At 65.3% G+C, this 17,667-nt stretch carries 13 protein-coding genes; 9 read left to right on the top strand and 4 right to left on the bottom strand.

Features of this window, described 5'->3' with window-relative positions:
* Nucleotides 1-44 precede the first annotated feature (44 nt).
* The 3 genes from AC0KXH_RS09140 to AC0KXH_RS09150 form a co-directional block, all read right to left on the bottom strand.
* A complete protein-coding gene (locus AC0KXH_RS09140; RefSeq protein WP_061339564.1) occupies nucleotides 45-1,634 on the bottom strand; it encodes an ABC-F family ATPase in 1,590 nt (529 codons plus the stop codon).
* Nucleotides 1,635-2,041: 407 nt separating this feature from the next.
* Nucleotides 2,042-3,052, bottom strand: a complete 1,011-nt coding sequence (locus AC0KXH_RS09145; protein ID WP_488224539.1) for an AraC family transcriptional regulator — start codon at nucleotides 3,050-3,052, stop codon at nucleotides 2,042-2,044.
* A gap of 9 nt (nucleotides 3,053-3,061) precedes the next feature.
* Nucleotides 3,062-3,976: a GGDEF domain-containing protein gene (locus AC0KXH_RS09150; RefSeq protein WP_488224540.1), complete on the bottom strand. Its 915-nt coding sequence runs from the start codon at nucleotides 3,974-3,976 to the stop codon at nucleotides 3,062-3,064.
* Between the two features lie 1,125 nt (nucleotides 3,977-5,101).
* Here AC0KXH_RS09150 and AC0KXH_RS09155 point away from each other — a divergent pair.
* The 6 genes from AC0KXH_RS09155 to AC0KXH_RS09180 all read left to right on the top strand — a co-directional run bounded on the left by AC0KXH_RS09155 (nucleotide 5,102) and on the right by AC0KXH_RS09180 (nucleotide 13,657).
* Nucleotides 5,102-7,585 (top strand): TonB-dependent receptor, encoded by a 2,484-nt coding sequence (locus AC0KXH_RS09155; protein WP_488224541.1) that lies wholly within the window; start codon nucleotides 5,102-5,104, stop codon nucleotides 7,583-7,585.
* Nucleotides 7,586-7,661: 76 nt separating this feature from the next.
* A complete protein-coding gene (locus tag AC0KXH_RS09160; protein WP_488224542.1) occupies nucleotides 7,662-9,578 on the top strand; it encodes a phytase in 1,917 nt (638 codons plus the stop codon).
* Nucleotides 9,579-9,659: 81 nt separating this feature from the next.
* Nucleotides 9,660-10,373 carry a protein TolQ gene (gene tolQ, locus AC0KXH_RS09165; RefSeq protein ID WP_165563470.1) on the top strand — a complete coding sequence of 238 codons (714 nt, stop codon included), beginning with the start codon at nucleotides 9,660-9,662 and terminating at the stop codon, nucleotides 10,371-10,373.
* Between the two features lie 13 nt (nucleotides 10,374-10,386).
* On the top strand, nucleotides 10,387-10,848 hold the full coding sequence (gene tolR, locus AC0KXH_RS09170) for a protein TolR (RefSeq protein ID WP_213150600.1): 462 nt from the start codon (nucleotides 10,387-10,389) through the stop codon (nucleotides 10,846-10,848).
* Entirely contained in the window at nucleotides 10,845-11,663 is an 819-nt protein-coding gene (locus tag AC0KXH_RS09175; protein WP_488224543.1) for an energy transducer TonB, read from the top strand. The genes tolR and AC0KXH_RS09175 overlap by 4 nt, the downstream gene beginning before the upstream one ends.
* A 32-nt stretch (nucleotides 11,664-11,695) precedes the next feature.
* A complete protein-coding gene (locus AC0KXH_RS09180; RefSeq protein WP_041105615.1) occupies nucleotides 11,696-13,657 on the top strand; it encodes a PhoX family protein in 1,962 nt (653 codons plus the stop codon).
* Nucleotides 13,658-13,691: 34 nt separating this feature from the next.
* Here AC0KXH_RS09180 and AC0KXH_RS09185 read toward each other — a convergent pair whose 3' ends face one another.
* Nucleotides 13,692-13,970 (bottom strand): peptidylprolyl isomerase, encoded by a 279-nt coding sequence (locus tag AC0KXH_RS09185; RefSeq protein ID WP_011913333.1) that lies wholly within the window; start codon nucleotides 13,968-13,970, stop codon nucleotides 13,692-13,694.
* A 227-nt stretch (nucleotides 13,971-14,197) separates the two neighbouring features.
* On the opposite strand from AC0KXH_RS09185, the gene AC0KXH_RS09190 reads away from it, so the two are divergent.
* Genes AC0KXH_RS09190 through AC0KXH_RS09200 form a run of 3 tightly spaced genes read left to right on the top strand, consistent with a single transcriptional unit; the run spans nucleotide 14,198 to nucleotide 17,663 of the window.
* The gene (locus tag AC0KXH_RS09190) at nucleotides 14,198-15,277 is read left to right on the top strand and encodes a gluconokinase, GntK/IdnK-type (RefSeq protein WP_080773353.1); all 1,080 of its coding nucleotides are present in this window, start codon (nucleotides 14,198-14,200) and stop codon (nucleotides 15,275-15,277) included.
* Between the two features lie 51 nt (nucleotides 15,278-15,328).
* Nucleotides 15,329-16,606: a TRAP transporter large permease gene (locus AC0KXH_RS09195; RefSeq protein ID WP_041105613.1), complete on the top strand. Its 1,278-nt coding sequence runs from the start codon at nucleotides 15,329-15,331 to the stop codon at nucleotides 16,604-16,606.
* Between the two features lie 40 nt (nucleotides 16,607-16,646).
* Nucleotides 16,647-17,663 (top strand): TRAP transporter substrate-binding protein, encoded by a 1,017-nt coding sequence (locus AC0KXH_RS09200; RefSeq protein WP_488224544.1) that lies wholly within the window; start codon nucleotides 16,647-16,649, stop codon nucleotides 17,661-17,663.
* The last annotated feature ends 4 nt before the right edge of the window (nucleotides 17,664-17,667 follow it).

Raw genomic sequence — 17,667 nt, forward strand, 5'->3', positions numbered from 1 at the left:
TCTGGCATAAGCCAGGCAAACACTCCCCCGTTGCGTTTCGGCCGTTAGATGATCACACCCTGGCTGCGCAGGTAGTCGTCATAGCTACCACTGAAGTCGGTAATGCCGTTCTCCGAGAGTTCGATGATGCGCGTGGCCAGCGAGGAAACGAACTCGCGGTCGTGACTGACGAAAATAAGCGTGCCGGGGTAGTTCTCCAGGGCCAGGTTCAGCGCTTCGATCGATTCCATATCGAGGTGGTTGGTCGGCTCATCCATCACTAGCACGTTCGGTTTGGCGAGGATCAGTTTGCCGAACAGCATCCGCCCTTGCTCGCCACCGGAAATCACCTTCACGGACTTCTTGATCTCATCGTTGGAGAACAGCATGCGGCCCAGGGTGCCGCGTACCAGCTGCTCGCCGCCGGACGTCCACTGGGACATCCAGTCGAACAGGCTCATGTCCTGCTCGAAGTCCTCGGCGTGGTCTTGGGCGAAGTAGCCTACGTCGGCGCTTTCAGCCCACTTCACTTCGCCGCTGGTGGCCGGCATGTCACCGACCAGGGTTCGCAGCAAGGTGGTCTTGCCGATGCCGTTGGGGCCGATGATCGCGATGCGTTCGCCGGCCTCGATCTGCATGGAGAGATTCTTGAACAGCGGTACGCCGTCGTAGCCCTGGGCGACTGCTTCCAGGGTGACCGCCTGGCGGTGCAGTTTTTTCTGCTGCTCGAAACGGATGAACGGGCTCACGCGGCTGGACGGCTTGACTTCGTCGAGCTGGATCTTGTCGATCTGACGCGCCCGGCTGGTGGCCTGTTTGGCCTTGGACGCGTTCGCCGAAAAGCGGCTGACGAACTGCTGGAGTTCGGCGATCTGCGCCTTCTTCTTCGCATTGTCGGCCAGCAGACGCTCGCGCGCTTGCGTGGCTGCCGTCATGTACTCGTCATAGTTGCCCGGGAACAGGCGCAACTCGCCATAGTCCAGATCGGCCATGTGAGTGCAGACCGAGTTCAGGAAGTGGCGGTCGTGGGAAATGATGATCATGGTGGAGTTGCGCGCGGTGAGCACGGTTTCCAGCCAGCGGATGGTATTGATGTCGAGGTGGTTGGTCGGCTCGTCGAGCAACAGCACCTCGGGATCGGCAAACAGCGCCTGCGCAAGCAGCACGCGCAGCTTCCAGCCGGGCGCGACTGCGCTCATCGGGCCGAAATGCTGGTCCAGCGGAATCCCCAGCCCGAGCAGCAGTTCGCCAGCGCGCGATTCGGCTGTGTAGCCGTCGTACTCGGCGAACTGGACTTCGAGTTCAGCGACCTTCATGCCATCGTCTTCGCTCATTTCCGGCAGCGCATAGATGCGGTCGCGTTCGGCCTTGACCTGCCAGAGCTCCTCGTGCCCCATGATCACGGTGTCGATCACCGAGAAGTCTTCATACGCGAACTGGTCCTGGCGCAGCTTGCCCAGGCGCGTATTGGGTTCGAGCATGACTTGGCCGGCCGATGGTTCGAGTTCGCCGCCAAGAATCTTCATGAAGGTCGACTTGCCGCAACCGTTGGCGCCGATCAGGCCATAGCGATTGCCGTTGCCGAACTTGACGGACACGTTCTCGAATAGCGGCTTGGCGCCGAACTGCATGGTGATGTTGGCGGTAGAAATCAAGGGTCTGTCCTGCGTGCTGTATGACGGTGTTTAAGAGGGCTGGTGCGTGGGCGGCCGTTGGCGTGCGCGTTGCGCGCAGAGGGCGGCGCTGCTGGCAGAGGGATGTGGTTGCGTGGCAACAGGGCTTTGCTCGCCGAGGAGCTTGCTGCGGCGCAAAGGGGCGTTATGGTAACACTTGCCGTGCCCGAGTTCAGCCCGCCGTTTATGCAGCAGGTGCCAGCCGAGGCTATGACGGGCTCAGGCGGATTAATCCACAGAATCTGTGGACAACCCGGTGCATAGAAGCGTTACGCCGAGCTGCAGCGCCCATGCGCAGCGGCTTCGCGCTGGATTGCTCATCCTCTGACCAGCAAAAAAGTTCGGCTGATCAATAGGTTAGTGTTAGACGGGGTGCCGTGTCGGCACCTTTACTGGAACAGCTGACGCAACCCGCTTGGCACTACGCCGGTCCAGCGCTTGAACGAACGTCGGAAGTTTGCCGTGTCGTTGAAGCGTAGGTAGGCGGCAACTTCTTCGTTGGTGAAGCCGCGGGTCTGGTACAGATACAGCGCAACGTGCTTGCGCACACGGTCGAGTTCCGCCTGGAAATGTGTGCCGTGCTTCTGCAGCTTTCGCTTGAGCGTGGCAGGGCTGAGGCTGAATGCCTGGGCGACCCGCTCGAGGTTGAGCGGTTCGCGGATGTGTACGTGGAGGTAGTCGTACAGCTCGTCAATGAAGCTGCTGCGCCAGGCGAGCCCGGCAAGACTGTTCTGCTCGGCCACATGCCCGGCGGTCGCCGAAGCATGCGGCCAGGCTTCGTGCAGGCAGCTATAAGGCAGACTCATCATCGTCAACTGGCTATCGAAGGTCAGCGCTTCACCAAGATGGACCCAGTACTGTTCGATGTGCCGTGGTTGCGCGAAATCGAAGTGGAAGCGCCAGGGCAGGCGCTTGCCGGCTAGCTGCCGGCTCATGGCGACGACCGAGGTGACGCCGGCCTCGGCAAGGAATGGCCACTGTTCACCCGCGCCGCAGCAATCGAGCCAGTAAAGATGAGCCTGGTGCTCATCGAACAACAATCGCGGCGTCAGCAGTGGACTTAGCAGCGAGCGCAGTCGCTGCAGCCGCTCGAGTGCCTGCAGCAGGTTGCAGGCATGGCTCAGCGCATGGCTGGCCTCACCGTAGTGCCCCGGCAACAAGCGCTGCCCGAATAGGAAGCTGCTGTCGTCGGCATCGAGCAGACGCCGGGCATTGGCAATAAGGGTGAAGAACTGTGCCGGGCTGACTTGTGCGCCTCCGCAAGTGATGTCTTCGTAGAACAGACCAGTGCCCCGCAACAGCTTGTGGCTGTCCTGTCCGCGTGACAGCGCGAGGTCGATGAGCACCGCTGGCTGATGGTGCGCGGCGATAAAGCGGGTGTCGCATTCGTAGCTGGGCATCGCCTGGCCTCAGGCGCAGCGGGGCAGGGTCTGCTTGGCCCCCGCCAGGCGTAGGTTGAGGGCCTGCAGCAGCTCATCCGCATTCTCGTCAACGGCCATGAGCGCTGAGGTCGTAGCGTGCAGATGGAGGCGTTCGCCATGACGTGACGTCCGGTGCGCAAGGCTGGCGACCGCCGCTTCGAGCTCACCGGCGATGGTCTGCGCCTGGCGCTCTCCGGTGTTCGGCAGCAGCGCGACGAAGCGATCGCCGGCGAGCCGGCAGAGGAGGTCGTGGCGGCGCAGGTTCAGCAGTAGCAACTGTGCGACGGCCTGCAGCACCGCATCGCCTTCGGCTGGCCCGTAGCGTTGATTGATCGCGGCAAAATCATCCAGATCGACAGCGACGAGCGACAGCGGCTGCTCATCCTCGCGGGCCTGTGACAGCGCACGCTGCACCTGCTGACGCAGATACTCGGCCGCGCCCAGCGGGGTCAGCTTGTCGAACAACCGGTGCTCGCGGAAGTGCTTTTCCCGCTTGCTCATCTGCTGGCTGATGGCGCGCTGTTCCTGGTTCAGGTGGTAGATTCCGAAGGTCAGCAGCAACAGACCAGCCGGCATGGGCGCGGTTTCCAGCCAGTTGTCCCAGGCGATGCCGGCGGGAATCTGGATGAACTCATCGAGCAGGTCCATCCACCAGGAAAAGCAGATGCAGGCCAGCCCCAGCGCCAGCAGCCGCGTCACCCGGCCGGCCGGGCGGCTGTGCAGCAGCATGATCAGCCAGGCGAGGGCGAGGGCTGCGCAACCGCCTTCGCCGACGACGTCCATCCAGTCGATCTCGCCCCAGGATTTGACCGTGCCGACGGCGAGCAGCAGCTGCAGGCCGACGTTGGCGGCCAGGGCGAGGCCGAGGAGGGTGAGGGTGTGGAGTTTGAGCAGGGATTTCATCGGGTCTCCGTGGCGAGGGATCGCGCCAGTGCGTGAGGGCACGGAAACAGATGGATGTGACGGTTGGATGAATGGGGTGGGGGTTGAATTGGCTCAGGTTTTTTTTGGTTTGGTTGATTTGCTGGGTGAGAGTAGGTATGTGGTTTGCCCTGCTGGATTTGGATCAGTTCTGGCCGAGGGGCTTGCTGGCATCGAGTCGATGCTGACTGCCGAGTTGCCTGGCGATTCAGGTTTCGCCCTGCTGGGCGAGTCACTTTCTCTTGCCTGGCCAAGAGAAAGTAACCAAAGAGAAGGCCACCCCGACATCCGGGTTTTGCTTCGCAAAACTCCCCTCCCTCCAGCGTTGCTCCGGGGGCCGGGCTCGGCGCCCCCTCACGAAGGGACGTCCCTGTCCCTTCACTCCTCGCTCGGCGTCCTGCCTCGCGTCCCCCTGCGCAACGCCTACGCTCGGCCTCCTGACGGGGGAGTTAGTCCGAGATGCCTGACAGATAGAGAGGCTTGGTTTGTAGTTTTTGATCGATTGAAAACTATCAGGCGACTCCAATCGCCCCTTCAGGAGGGTGAACGGAGTCGTCGCGGAGAGGGGCGAGCGGCATGGATGCCGCGAGAGCCGTAAAGGGCCATGGATGGCCCTTGTACGGCGACCCTCGGAGCGACGGCGGAGAGAACGAACCCCGGCGAAGCCGGGGCCGGATGCAGGGGCAAGACTTTTTGGTTCCTTTTGGGGCGATTGCCAAAAGGAACTCGCGCAGCAGCGCGAAACAAAAGTATCGGAACACTCGGAAAAAGGACTGGCGCTCTTCCGTCATCTTGATGGTCGTGCGTCTGGAACAGGCAGCAGCCGAGGCGTGGCAGAACCGATGATTGGTTTTTCCAGAGGAGGTGAGACCCATCAGGTAGCTGCTTGGGGTAGGCAGAAAATGAAGTGCTCTATCTATCCGTCTGACTAGCCTATGCACCCCCTGACAACAGGTCATATCAGCTCAACCCCACCCCCAATATCCCCCAAAACTCCCTGTTCCAAGCCCTGCCCGAACCCCCTGTCACAGAACCGCCATATCCCCCACCTACCGTCCGCTGCAGTTCCGGGATGCACCCGGCAAACACCATTCGGGGGAATCGTTCATGAACACATACCGCAGCGGCATCCGCCATGCAGGATTCCGCATCAGCCTGCTGGCCCTGGCCGTCAGCGCCGGTTCGGCCTGGGCCGAGGAGCCGCTTGTCATGGAGCATGTCGAAGTCATCGGCCAGGCGGTCAGCATCGACGAAGCACTGAAGGACCAGCGCAATTCCGACAGCGTCGAAAGCGTGGTGCATGCAGATGGCATCGGCCAGCTGCCGGACGACAATGCCGCCGAGGCGCTGCAGCGCATTCCGGGTATCTCGGTCGAGCGCGACCAGGGCGAAGGGCGTTTCGTCAGCGTGCGTGGCATCGCGCCGGACCTGAACAGCGTCACCATCAACGGCACCCTGGTCCCATCGCCGGAGAGCGATCGCCGTGCCGTGGCGCTCGACGTGCTGCCCTCGGAGCTGGTGCAGTCGCTGTCGGTGGTCAAGACGCTGACGCCGGACATGGATGCCAACTCCCTGGGCGGCACCATCGAGGTAGAAAGCCTCTCGGCCTTCGACCATGACGGGCTGTTCTACAGCCTCAGCGGCGAGGGCAGCTATGACGACAACGTCGACAAGACCAGCCCGAAATTCTCCGGCGCCATCAGCGACCGCTTCAGCCTCGGCGATGGCGTCGACAACTTCGGTGTCGCCGCGGCCGTCAGCTGGCAGGAGCGCGACTTCGGCTCGGACAACGTCGAGACCGGCGGCAAGTGGGACTTCGCCGACGACGGCGCGCGGCTGGAGGAACTCGAGCAGCGTGACTACGAGATCACCCGCGAGCGCACCGGCTTCGGGCTGAACTTCGACTACAGGCCGGACGACGTCAGCAGCTACTACCTGCGCACGCTGTACAGCCGCTTCAAGGACACCGAAACGCGTAACGCCGCCGGTGTCGCCTTCGAGGATTCGCAGCTGCCGGGCGAGATCGGTGACGCCGAGGGCTGGCGCGAGCTGAAGTCCCGCGAGGACACCCAGACCGTGCAGTCCTACGTGTTCGGCGGTGAACGCATGATGGGCCTGTGGACCCTGAGCGGGCAGGCCGGTTACAGCCAGTCGCGCGAGCGCAATCCGGGCGGCATCGCCAGCGCGACCTTCGAGGGCGATTTCGCCGATGCCGGTTTCTCCAGCAGCCGCAAGCCGCGCCTGACCATCGATTCGTCCTTCTACGACCCGGCGTCCTTCGAGCTGGATGAAGTGGAGTGGGAGAAAAGCGACACCCGCGACCGCGAGAAGAACATCCGCCTGGACCTGGCGCGTGAGTACGACATCCAGGGTTACGCCGCGCAGGCCAAGTTCGGCGGCAAGCTCAGCCGCCGGCACAAGGACAACGATAACGAAGTCTGGAAGTACGACGATTTCGACGACCTGACCCTGGCCGATTTCCAGGGCGGCAACGTCGACTACGCGCTCGGCCGCTTTGGCCCGGGCATCAGCGCCTCGGCCATCAAGGGCGCGATTGGCGGTCTCGATGCCAGCGAGTTCTACGATGAGGAGGAGTCGCGCATCAATGACTTCGACATGCACGAGGACATCAACGCCGCCTACCTGATGAACACCGTGGACATCGACCGCTGGCGCGTCATCGCTGGCCTGCGCTACGAAGGCACGCGCTTCAGCGCCAAGGGCACCGGCCTGCGCGACGGCCAGTTCGAGTCCATCTCCAGCAGCAATGACTACCACCACTGGTTGCCCGGCCTGCACCTGCGCTACCAACTGACCGACGACACCATGATCCGCGCCGCCTGGACCAACAGCGTGGTGCGCCCGACCTTCGGTCAGCTGGCGCCCGGTTTCGTCATCGACGGTGACGACGCCGAGTTCGGCAACCCCGATCTGAAGCCGCTGGAGTCGATCAACTACGACCTCGGCATCGAGCACTACATGGGCCGCGCCGGCGTGGTGTCTGCCTATCTGTTCTACAAGGACATCGACAACTTCATCTACAACACCGATCTGGCCGGCACCGGCCAGTGGGCCGCGTTCGACGAAGCGCTGAGCTTCCAGAATGGCAGCAGCGCGAAGCTCTACGGCCTGGAGCTGGCCTACTCGCAGAAGCTCGACTGGCTGCCGGCGCCGTGGAATGGCCTGCTGCTGGGCGCCAACGCCACCTTCAGCCAGTCCGACGCGGACATCGAAGGGCAGGGCATGCAGCGCAGCATCGACCTGCCGAACCACTCCGACACGGTCGGCAACCTGATGCTCGGCTGGGAGAACGACCGGCTCAACCTGCGCCTGGCTGCGAACTACAAGTCGGACTACCTGTACGAGGTAGCCGGTATCGACGACGAGGCGCACGACCTGTACGTCGACGATCAGCTGTTCGTCGATTTCAAGGCCGGCTACTTCATCACGCCGAGCCTGCAGCTGACCTTCGAGGCGCTGAACCTGACGGACGAGACGTACTACGTCTACAGCGGCCGCCACGCCTACAACGCCCAGTACGAAGAGTACGGCCCGACCTACAAGCTCGGCCTGACCCTGACCCACTTCTGACCCCTATGCCGCTCCGGTGCCCGCCGTTCCCCTTTACGGCCGGGCGCCGGCCCGCGGCAGCCTGAATGGATACACCATGAACGCATTACCCAAAACCATGCTGCTCGGCCTGTGCATCGCATTGGCGGCCTGCCAGTCCACGCAACCAGATACGCCGGCGAAGTCGGCCCGGCTGACCATCAGCGAACCGCTGCTGGCCGGCCTCGAGTACGCCCAGCTGCTAGACGGCGATACCCCCTGGGCCGGCGCCGACCGTGTGCAGGTCGATGACCAGGGCCTGCAGCTGCTGGACGCCGCCGGTAACAGCCTGGCGCGCCACGCCGGGCGCTTCGAAGGACTGGACCATCGCGTCGACCGCCAGGGCCTGCTGCTGGCCACGGTCGAGCGCAAGCGCCAGCAGGCGATGCTGATCGGCCTGAATGCCGCGCGTGCCTGGAGCCAGCCGCTGTACCTGCCGCGCACCGCATTCGCCATCGAGGGGCTGTGCCTGTACCGCGACAGCGCGCGCAACGACTTCCTGTTCCTGCTCGGCGAGGAGGGTGTCGGCGAGCAATGGCTGGTGGGCAGCCAGGGCCGCCTGCTCGGTGAGGCACGGCGGGTGCGCGGGCTCAGCCTGCCGCCGCAGAGCGCCTTCTGCCAGGCCGATGACAGGGCCGGGCAGCTCTACGTCAACGAGGAGAACGTCGGCTTCTGGCGCTACCCGGCCGACGCCGAGGCGCCGTTGCAGCGTGAGCCGGTCGATCTGCGCCAGCCGTTCGGCAGCCTGACCCATGCCGCAGCGGGCATGAGCCTGGTGCCGGGCGGACTGCTGGCGCTCGATCCCGAAGCCTCGGTGCTGCATCTGTACCGGCAGAACAAAGCCGGCTGGCAAGCCGATGAGGTCATCGCACTGGATGGCTTCGACGAACCGGAGCGCATCAGCGCCCGCCGCAGTGCCGAGGGCGTCGAGCTGCTGATGGCGGACGAACGTGGCCTGCAGTCGGCCCGTCTGGACTGGCAACCGACCGCGCTGTCGCAGCCCGAGCCGATCGTCAGCCTGCCGGCCGCGGTGGAGACCGGCCCGGTGCCGAGCCTGGGTGATGCCGCCGATGATCCGGCGATCTGGCTCCATCCTCGCGATCCGGCTGCGAGCCGCGTGCTCGGCACCGACAAGAAGGGCGGCCTGGTGGTGTACGACCTGGACGGCCGTCAGGTGCAGGACCTGCGCGCCGGCCGGCTGAACAACGTCGATGTGCGCAGCGGCTTTCGCCTTGGCAGCACGCGCGTGGACCTGGCAGTGGCCAGCAATCGCGATCACAACAGCCTGCACCTGTTCGCCATCGACCGGGCGAGCGGGGTGCTCCGCGATGTCGGCGAGGTCGCCACGCCGCTGAGCGAAATCTATGGCCTGTGCATGTTCCAGGATCGCCAGGGCACCACCTACGCCATCGCCAACGACAAGGACGGCACCTTCCTGCAGTACCGCCTCGATGGCCGCTCCGGCCAGCCGCGTGGCGAGCTGGTGCGGCGCTTCAAGCTGGACAGCCAGCCCGAGGGTTGCGTGGCCGACGACCGCAGCGAGCGGCTGTTCGTCGGTGAAGAGGACGTCGCGGTCTGGGTGGTCGATGCCCGCGCCGATGTGCCGGCGGTGCCGGAGCAGGTCATCGGTGTCGGCGGGCCGGTCTACGACGACATCGAAGGTCTGGCCATCTACCACGGCGAGCGCGGCGACTACCTGGTGATTTCCAGTCAGGGCAACGACAGCTACGTGGTGCTCGATGCCCAGGCGCCCTACGCCGTGCGCGGCGCCTTCCGCATCGGCCTGAACGCCGAGCGCGGCATCGACGGCGCGTCCGAGACCGATGGGCTGGAAGTCACCTCGGCAGACCTCGGCGGCATCTGGAACCGCGGCATGCTGGTGGTGCAGGACGGCCGCAAGCGCATGCCCGAAGGCACGCAGAACTACAAGTACCTGCCCTGGTCGGCGGTTGCCGATGCGCTGGGGCTCGACTGAGCCCTTTCCCGCGGCGTCACGATTTCGTAACCCGCATGCCATCCAATGAACGCCGTCCGCGAGACGGCCGGAGTACACGAGATGCACGATTCGCTTGAACAAATGTCGGTCTGGGGGCTGGTCAGCGAGGCCAGCCTGGTGGTGCAACTGGTCATGGCCGCGCTGGTACTGGCCTCGCTCTGCAGCTGGTACCTGATCGTCCAGCGTGGCGTGGCCCTGCGTCGCTGGGAGCAGGCCTCGCGGGGGTTCCTGCAGCGTTTTCGAAGCAGCGATGAACTGGCGCCGCTGTACCGCGATGCAAGGGCGCGACCCGCGCACGGGAATGCGCCGCTGCAAGGGATCTTCGAGGTCGGCTACCAGGCCTTCGACCAACTGCAGCGCGAACCTGGCATTGCCCCGGAAGCTGTCATCGAAGGCGTCGAGCGCAACCTGTATGTCGCCATCGCCGAGCAGGAGGCACGGCTGGAGGTCGGCCTGCCGTTGCTCGCCACCATCGGTTCGGTGAGCCCCTACATCGGCCTGTTCGGCACCGTCTGGGGAATCATGAATTCGTTCCTCGGCCTGTCGCAGGTGCAGCAGGCGACCCTGTCGACCGTGGCGCCGGGTATTGCCGAAGCGCTGATCGCCACTGCGATCGGCCTGTTCGCCGCGATACCTGCGGTGATGGCCTACAACCGTTTCGCCGCCCGCGGTCAGCAGCTGGCTGGTACCTATTACAGCTTTGCCAACGAGCTACAGGCGCGGCTGCATCGTCGTCTGCACGCCAGGGTGCCAAACGTCGCCGCCGCTGCCTGAGGAGGACGCCGTCATGCTGGTCAAACCTCAGCGCAAACACGGCCCGAAGGCCGAAATGAACGTTGTCCCCTACATCGATGTGATGCTCGTGCTGCTGGTGATCTTCATGGTCACCGCACCGATGCTGGTGCAGGGCGTGAAGCTCGAGCTGCCGAAGGTCGCCGCCGAAGCGATGCCGGTGGAAAACGAGCGGCAGATTCTCACGCTCTCGGTGAAGGCCGACGGCACCTTCTATTGGAATCTGGGCCCGGCGCTTGACGTCGAGAACCAGACCGACAGCGCGGTCGACCTGGCCGAGCTGCGTGACAAGGTGGCGGCCATCATCGTGGCGAACGGCGATACGCAGGTTTACGTCCGCGCCGATCAGGCCGCCGACTACGGTCGTGTGGTCGCAGGGATCGCCGAGCTGCAGCGTGGCGGTGTGGTCAACCTCGGGCTGATCACCGAAGCCCCGGCCGAGCCCGCCGCGCCATGAGCAGCCTCAGCGTGATGCCGCCTACGAACTGCCTCGCGGAGCATGGCGCCTGGCGCGGTCGCGTCGGTGCTGCAGGCGTCGCCCTGGCGCTGCATGCCGGCGTGCTCGGCGTGCTGCTGCATGGCTGGACGCCGGCGCTGGAAACGGCCGGCGTGCCCGAGGTGATGCGAACCCAGTTGGTCAGCCTGCCACCCCCGGTGGAGCAAGCCGCACCGCCTGTGGCCGCCGAACCGCCGCCGGCTGAGCCGGTCGTCGAAGCCGCGGAGGCCCCGGTCGAGCCGCAGGCGCGACAGCTCGAGCAGGCCGAGCTTGCGTTCAAACGGGCCGAGCAGCAGCGCCTGGAGGCGGAGCGGGTCAAGCGCGAGCAGGCACGCGAACGCCGCGAACAGGCCGAGCGCGAGCGGCAGGAACGCTTGCGCGAAGAGCGGCTCGCCCAGCAAGCGCAGGCCCGCGCCAAGGCCCAGGCCCAAGCGCGTGCCGAGGCCGAGCGTCAGGCCGAGGCAGCCGCCGCCGAGCGTGCGCGGCGGGACGCCGAAGCGCTGGCCAGCCGGAGGTATCTGCCGATCGAAAAGAAGGCGCCGGCCTATCCGGCACGGGCCCTCGACCGAGGCCTGGAAGGCAGCTGCACGGTCGCCTACGCCGTCAACGCGCAGGGCAGGATCGAACACCCCCGAGCCCTCGATGACTGCCACCCGCTGTTCGTGCAGCCGTCGCTGACCGCAGCCCGCAGCTTTCGCTATCGCCCGCGCATCATCGACGGCCGTGCCGTCGCGGTGCCCGAAGTCAGAAACACCTTTCATTACCGCATCCAGTGATGCGCCCGACTCAAAGAGCAGACGAGCCCCCGATGAAACAGGACTTCAAGGATTTCCACGCCGCGCTCGCGGCGCTCGACGACGATTCCATCAACCCCAGCCACAATCCGAGCCTTGGCCAACTGGCCGACCGTGGTCGGCGCAACCTGCTCAAGGGTGGCCTCGGCCTGACTGCGATCGCCTTCCTCGGCGGCGGCCTCGCAGCCTGTCGCAGCGCGACCGGGCGCGAGTCGTTGCTGGGCTTCGAGGGCATCCCGCCGAAGCTCGACCCTGCCTTCGACGGGGTTGAGGTGGCCCCCGGCTATAACGCGCGGGTGTTTTTCTCCTGGGGCGATGCGGTGCTCGCCGACGCCCCGCAGTGGCAACCCGATGCCAGCGATGACTGGCAGGCCCAGCTCAAGCAGGCCGGTGACAATCATGACGGCATGCACTTTTTCCCGTTTCCCGACGACCCCAACGGCCATGGCCTGCTGGCGATCAACCACGAATACGTCAACCCGCCGCTGCATCCCGACGGCATGCAGGTGGTTGACGGCAAACGACCGCTGGATGAGGTGCGCAAGGAGCAGGCCGCCCATGGCATCAGCATCATCGAGGTGAAGAAGGATGCCGAGGGTCGTTGGCAGCGCGTCATGCCGTCTGCCTACAACCGGCGCCTCACGGCCATGACGCCGATGGCCGTGAGTGGGCCGCTGGCGGGCCACGAAGCGCTTAGAACCGCCTCCGATCCAAGCGGGCAAGAGATCCTGGGAACGTTGAACAACTGCTCGAGCGGCTTTACGCCGTGGGGCACCTACCTGGTTTGCGAGGAGAACTGGCACAACTACTTCGTCAATCGCGACGCCGACGATCTGGCGCAGCGTGTCTCGCACAAGCGCTATGGAATCGCCGGCCAGGGGCCGAGCAAGCTCTATGGTTGGGAAACCGCCGATCCCCGCTTCGATGCCACCCCGGACCCGACCCAGCCCTACGGCGGGCATGTACATGAACCGAACCGCTTTGGCTGGGTCGTCGAAGTCGATCCGTTCGACCCGCGCAGCAAGCCGGTCAAGCGCACCGCCTTCGGCCGCTACTGCCGCGAATGTGCAGTGCTGTCGCTTGGCGAGGATGGCCGCATGGCGTACTACTCCGGCGATGACACCAAGGGCGAGTATATCTACAAGTTTGTACCCGACGGTCGCTACGTCCCCGGCGCCGACCAGGCCAACCGCCGCCTGCTCGACAGCGGCACCCTGTACGTCGCGCGCTTCGATGCTGATGGCAGCGGCCGCTGGCTGGCGCTGGTGCATGGGCAGAACGGCCTGACCGCCGCCAATGGTTTCGCCGACCAGGCCCAGGTGCTGCTCAATGCCCGGGCCGCAGCCGACAGGGCTGGAGCGACGCCGATGGACCGCCCCGAATGGGTCGCCGTACACCCGCGCAGCCGCGAGGTCTACGTGACCCTGACCAACAACGACGAGCGGGGCGGCAAGCAGCCGACCGACAAGGCCAACCCCCGGCCGCATAACCTGCACGGCCAGATCCTGCGCTGGCAGGAAGCTGCGGGAGACCCGACGGCGACAACCTTTACCTGGGAGCTGTTCCTGCTGGCCGGTGAACGGTCCGGCGCTCGGGACAAGGCGGGGCAGCCGCTACCGGCGAACCTGATCGGCACCATCGATGGCGATATCTTCTCCTCGCCGGACGGTTTGGCATTCGACGCCGACGGGCGCCTGTGGATCGAGACGGACTACGGTGACGACGAGCCGGCCATGCAGGCGATGGGGACCAACCAGTTGCTCTGCGCCGACCCGACCACCCGCGAGGTCCGGCGCTTTCTGGTCGGCCCGCGCGGCTGCGAGATCACCGGCATCACCTGGAGCCCCGACTACCGCGCCATGTGGATCAACGTGCAGCACCCTGAACTGAGCTTCCCGGCTGGCGACGGCAAGACACGCCCACGCGCTTCGACGGTGCTCATCACCAAGAATGACGGCGGCGTGATCGGTACCTGAAGCCGCCAGCGGCGGCTCGCGGGGGCCGCCGCTGTCAGTCGCGGTAGAACACCTGCACCAGGTGGTAACCGAACTGGCTCTTGACCGGGCCATGCACCTCGCGCAGCGGCTTTTTGAAGATCACCTGATCGATGCTGCGCACCATCTGCCCCGGGCGCACCTCGCCGAGGTCGCCGCCTTTCTTCCCGGACGGGCAGGTCGAATACTTGCGCGCCAGCACGTCGAACGCCTCGCCATTGGCCAGGCGCTTTTTCAGTTGCGCGGCTTCGGCTTCGGTCTTGACCAGAATATGGCGGGCCATGGCTTTGGGCATGTCGCGATCCTCGTGCATTGAGGGGCGCGATTGTAGTCGCCCTGGCGCGGTTGTCGATTGCGCCGCCGCTGCGCTTTGCGGAGCGTCCTGCCAGGCTCGACGAACGGTAGTTCTGTGTTCGGTGCTGGTAGCGCTAACATCCAGCCCGACAAACACAACAACAACGGATTTCCCGCATGCCTTCAAAGCAGCCTTTCCGGGCTACCGCATTGCCGGTCCTGGTCGTCATGGGCGTGAGCGGTTCGGGCAAGACCGATACCAGCCACGCCGTCGCCGACGCGCTCGGCCTGCCACACATCGAGGCGGACAACTTTCACCCTGCGGAAAACGTCGCGCGCATGCGTGCCGGCACGCCGCTGTCCGACGCTGACCGCGTGCAATGGCTGCACGCCCTGATCGGCGAGATGCAGCGCACGCTCGAGAGCGGCAGTGGCTTCGTGCTGGCCTGCTCGGCGCTCAAGCGCAGTTACCGCGAACTTTTGCGCAGCGCCGTCCCGGGACTGCGCTTCGCCCATCTGGCCATCGATTACGACACCGCGGTGCAGCGCGTCGGTGCGCGCCCGGGGCATTTCATGCCGATCTCCCTGGTCGATAGCCAATTCGCCACGCTGGAATCACCGGAGGGCGAACCCGGCGTATTGACCGTGGATGCCAGCCAGCCCCGCGAAGTCGTTCTGCGCCAGATCGTCGAATGGATGCAGGGCGCCGGTCTGGATGAGCTGATCGAAACCCGGGTCGATCTTTCTTCGCGCCCGTTTGATAGCGCTACCACGGCGCCGCCGCTGACCAACGAGCCGATCTACCGCGGCGCGGTCGCCCAGCAGTTCGACCGCCTGACCGATTGGCTGATGGCTGCGTTGATGGCCTTCATGGTCATCGTGGTGTTTTCCAGCGTGGTGCTGCGCTACGCCTTCGGCACCGGCTGGACGGGCGCGGAAGAGCTGTCGCGGCTGGCGTTCGTCTGGCTGGTTTTCGTCGGCGTTGCGTCGAGCATGCGTCGCGGCGAGCTGATGAGCTTCGCCATGTTGCGCGATCGCTTCCCGCATCTGCTGCGCCGACTGGTCGACTCGCTGAGCTGGTTGCTGGTGGCGGGCGCGAGTTGCCTGGCGGCCTGGGGCGGCTGGAACCAGATGCAGTTCGGCTGGACCATCAACAGCCCGGTGGTCGGCTACCCGCTGGGGCTGGCGATGTTGCCGGTGGCCGCCAGCATGGTCGCGCTGGCGGTACTGGCGTTGCTGCAACTGGTGAATGTCTGGCGGCGCGACCAGCCTTCGGCGGTTGCCGCTGCGAATGTCACCGCGGACTGAAGCGACGCCGCGCTCAGAACAATACGGGCACTGCCCAACCGAGGACCTCTCATGACCGTCGTCGTCTTTCTTTCATCGCTGCTGGGCTTCATGACGCTCGGCATGCCGATCGCCTTCGCGCTGCTGCTGACCGGCTCGGTGCTGATGTGGTACCTGGATTTCTGGGACGTGCAGCTGCTCGCGCAGAACCTCCAGGCCGGCGCCGACAGCTTCCCGCTGCTGGCCGTGCCGTTCTTCATCCTCGCCGGCGAGCTGATGAACGCCGGCGGCATCTCGCGGCGCATCATCGCCATGGCCCAGGCCTATTTCGGCCACAAGCGCGGTGGCCTGGGTTACGTGGCGATTGCCGCCTCGGTGCTTCTGGCCAGCATGTCCGGCTCAGCCCTGGCCGATACCGCCGCGCTGGCCACGCTGCTGCTGCCGATGATGCGCGAGCGCGGCTATCCGCTGAGCTCGTCCTCGGGGCTGGTGGCGGCGGGCGGGATCATCGCGCCAATCATCCCGCCATCGATGCCGTTCGTGATCTATGGCGTGGTGACCGGCACCTCGATCAGCCAGCTGTTTCTCGCCGGCATGGTGCCGGGGCTGATCATGGGCATGGGCCTGGTGGTCGGCTGGACGCTGATCGCCCGGCGCATCGACGAACCGAAACAGGAAAAGGCCAGCGGCGCCGTACGCCGGCGCGTGCTGGTCGACGGTGCGGCGGCGCTGATGTTGCCGGTGATCATCGTCGGCGGCCTGCGCGGTGGGCTGTTCACCCCAACCGAAGCCGCCGTGGTCGCCGCGGTCTACGCGCTGGCGGTCTCGACCCTGCTGTATCGCGAGCTGACCTGGGCCGGGCTGGTCGAGGTGCTCACGCGTGCCAGCCGCACCACGGCCTCGGTGATGTTTCTCTGCGCCGCGGCGACGGTGTCGGCGTACATGATCACCCTGGCACAACTGCCCGACGAGATCGCGGCGATGCTCGGCCCGCTGGCGCAGGACCCCAGGCTGCTGATGGTCGCCATCATGCTGCTGATGATCGCCGTCGGCATGGTCCTGGACCTGACTCCGACCATCCTCATCCTCGGTCCGGTGCTGGCGCCGATCGCGACCAAGGCCGGAGTCGACCCGGTGTACTTCGGCGTGATGTTCGTGCTGATCGGTTCCATCGGGCTGATCACCCCGCCGGTAGGCACCGTGCTCAACGTAGTCGGCGGCATCGGCCGGTTGCGCATGGAAACCCTGGTGCGCGGCGTGACGCCGTTCTTTCTCGTCTACCTGGCGATCGTCGGGCTGCTCATCGCCGTGCCCTCGCTCGTCACCGTGCCCCTGGCCTGGCTGCGCTAGGGGGGCCGTCCCACCGCCAACAACAAGAAGGTACCGTCTCATGAAACGACTCCTCATCGGCACCCTGACAGCCGCACTGCTCGGCAGCACGCTTGGGCTTGGCCATGTACAGGCGGCCGACGACATCCGCCCGCGGATGATCCGCTTCGGCTACGGCCTCAACGAAGACAGCAACCAGGGCAGGGCGGCCAAGCTGCTTGCCGAGGAAATAGCCAAGGCCTCGGGCGGCAAGCTGAAGGTGCGCACCTTTGGTTCGGCCAGCCTGGGCTCGGACGACCAGATGCAGAACGCGCTGATCGGTGGTGCGCAGGAAATGATGGTCGGCTCGACGGCGACGTTGGTCGGCATCACGCCGGAAATGGCGGTGTGGGACACGCCGTTTCTCTTCAGCGATCCACACCAGGCCGATCAGGTGCTGGATGGCCCGGTGGGCCGGCAGATCATGAACAAGCTCGAGGAGAAGGGCCTGGTCGGGCTGGTCTACTGGGAGAACGGCTTTCGCAACGTGACCAACAGCACCCGGCCGATCGAGAAACTCGAGGACTTCGACGGCATCAAGCTGCGCGTGATGCCCAACCCGGTGTTCATCGACACCTTCAAGCTGATGGGCGCCAATGCAGTACCGCTGCCGTTCTCCGAGCTGTTCACCGCGTTGGAAACGGAGGCGGTCGACGGCCAGGAAAACCCCTACAACACCATCCTCTCGTCCAAGTTCTACGAGGTGCAGAAGTTCCTCAGCGTGACCAATCACGTCTACAGCCCCTGGATCGTCACCGCGTCCAAGCGCTGGTGGGACGGCCTTTCGCAAACCGAGCAGGGGATCATCATGGCCGCCGCCGAGAAGGCGCGTGACGCCGAGCGCGAGGACACGCGGCGCGAGGCCAGCCAGGCACTGGCGGCGCTGAAAGAGCACGGCATGCAGGTCAACGAGGTCAGTCCGGAGCAGATCCGGCGCATGCGCGAACGGGCGCAGCCGGCGATCCAGACGGTGATCGACGCCGTTGGCCAGGAGCTGTTCGACCAGGTCCGCGCCGAGGCGGAAAAGGCCGCGCGCTAGGCGC

This window comes from Stutzerimonas sp. CXK-1, from assembly GCF_057738225.1.

Coding starts and splice junctions, on each gene's coding strand:
- AC0KXH_RS09145 (WP_488224539.1), bottom strand. CDS start 3,052: ATGCCCAGCTACGAATGCGACACCCGCTTTATCGCCGCGCACCATCAG.
- AC0KXH_RS09175 (WP_488224543.1), top strand. CDS start 10,845: ATGAGCAGCCTCAGCGTGATGCCGCCTACGAACTGCCTCGCGGAGCAT.
- AC0KXH_RS09190 (WP_080773353.1), top strand. CDS start 14,198: ATGGGCGTGAGCGGTTCGGGCAAGACCGATACCAGCCACGCCGTCGCC.
- AC0KXH_RS09180 (WP_041105615.1), top strand. CDS start 11,696: ATGAAACAGGACTTCAAGGATTTCCACGCCGCGCTCGCGGCGCTCGAC.
- tolR (WP_213150600.1), top strand. CDS start 10,387: ATGCTGGTCAAACCTCAGCGCAAACACGGCCCGAAGGCCGAAATGAAC.
- tolQ (WP_165563470.1), top strand. CDS start 9,660: ATGCACGATTCGCTTGAACAAATGTCGGTCTGGGGGCTGGTCAGCGAG.
- AC0KXH_RS09155 (WP_488224541.1), top strand. CDS start 5,102: ATGAACACATACCGCAGCGGCATCCGCCATGCAGGATTCCGCATCAGC.
- AC0KXH_RS09195 (WP_041105613.1), top strand. CDS start 15,329: ATGACCGTCGTCGTCTTTCTTTCATCGCTGCTGGGCTTCATGACGCTC.
- AC0KXH_RS09185 (WP_011913333.1), bottom strand. CDS start 13,970: ATGCCCAAAGCCATGGCCCGCCATATTCTGGTCAAGACCGAAGCCGAA.
- AC0KXH_RS09150 (WP_488224540.1), bottom strand. CDS start 3,976: ATGAAATCCCTGCTCAAACTCCACACCCTCACCCTCCTCGGCCTCGCC.
- AC0KXH_RS09160 (WP_488224542.1), top strand. CDS start 7,662: ATGAACGCATTACCCAAAACCATGCTGCTCGGCCTGTGCATCGCATTG.
- AC0KXH_RS09200 (WP_488224544.1), top strand. CDS start 16,647: ATGAAACGACTCCTCATCGGCACCCTGACAGCCGCACTGCTCGGCAGC.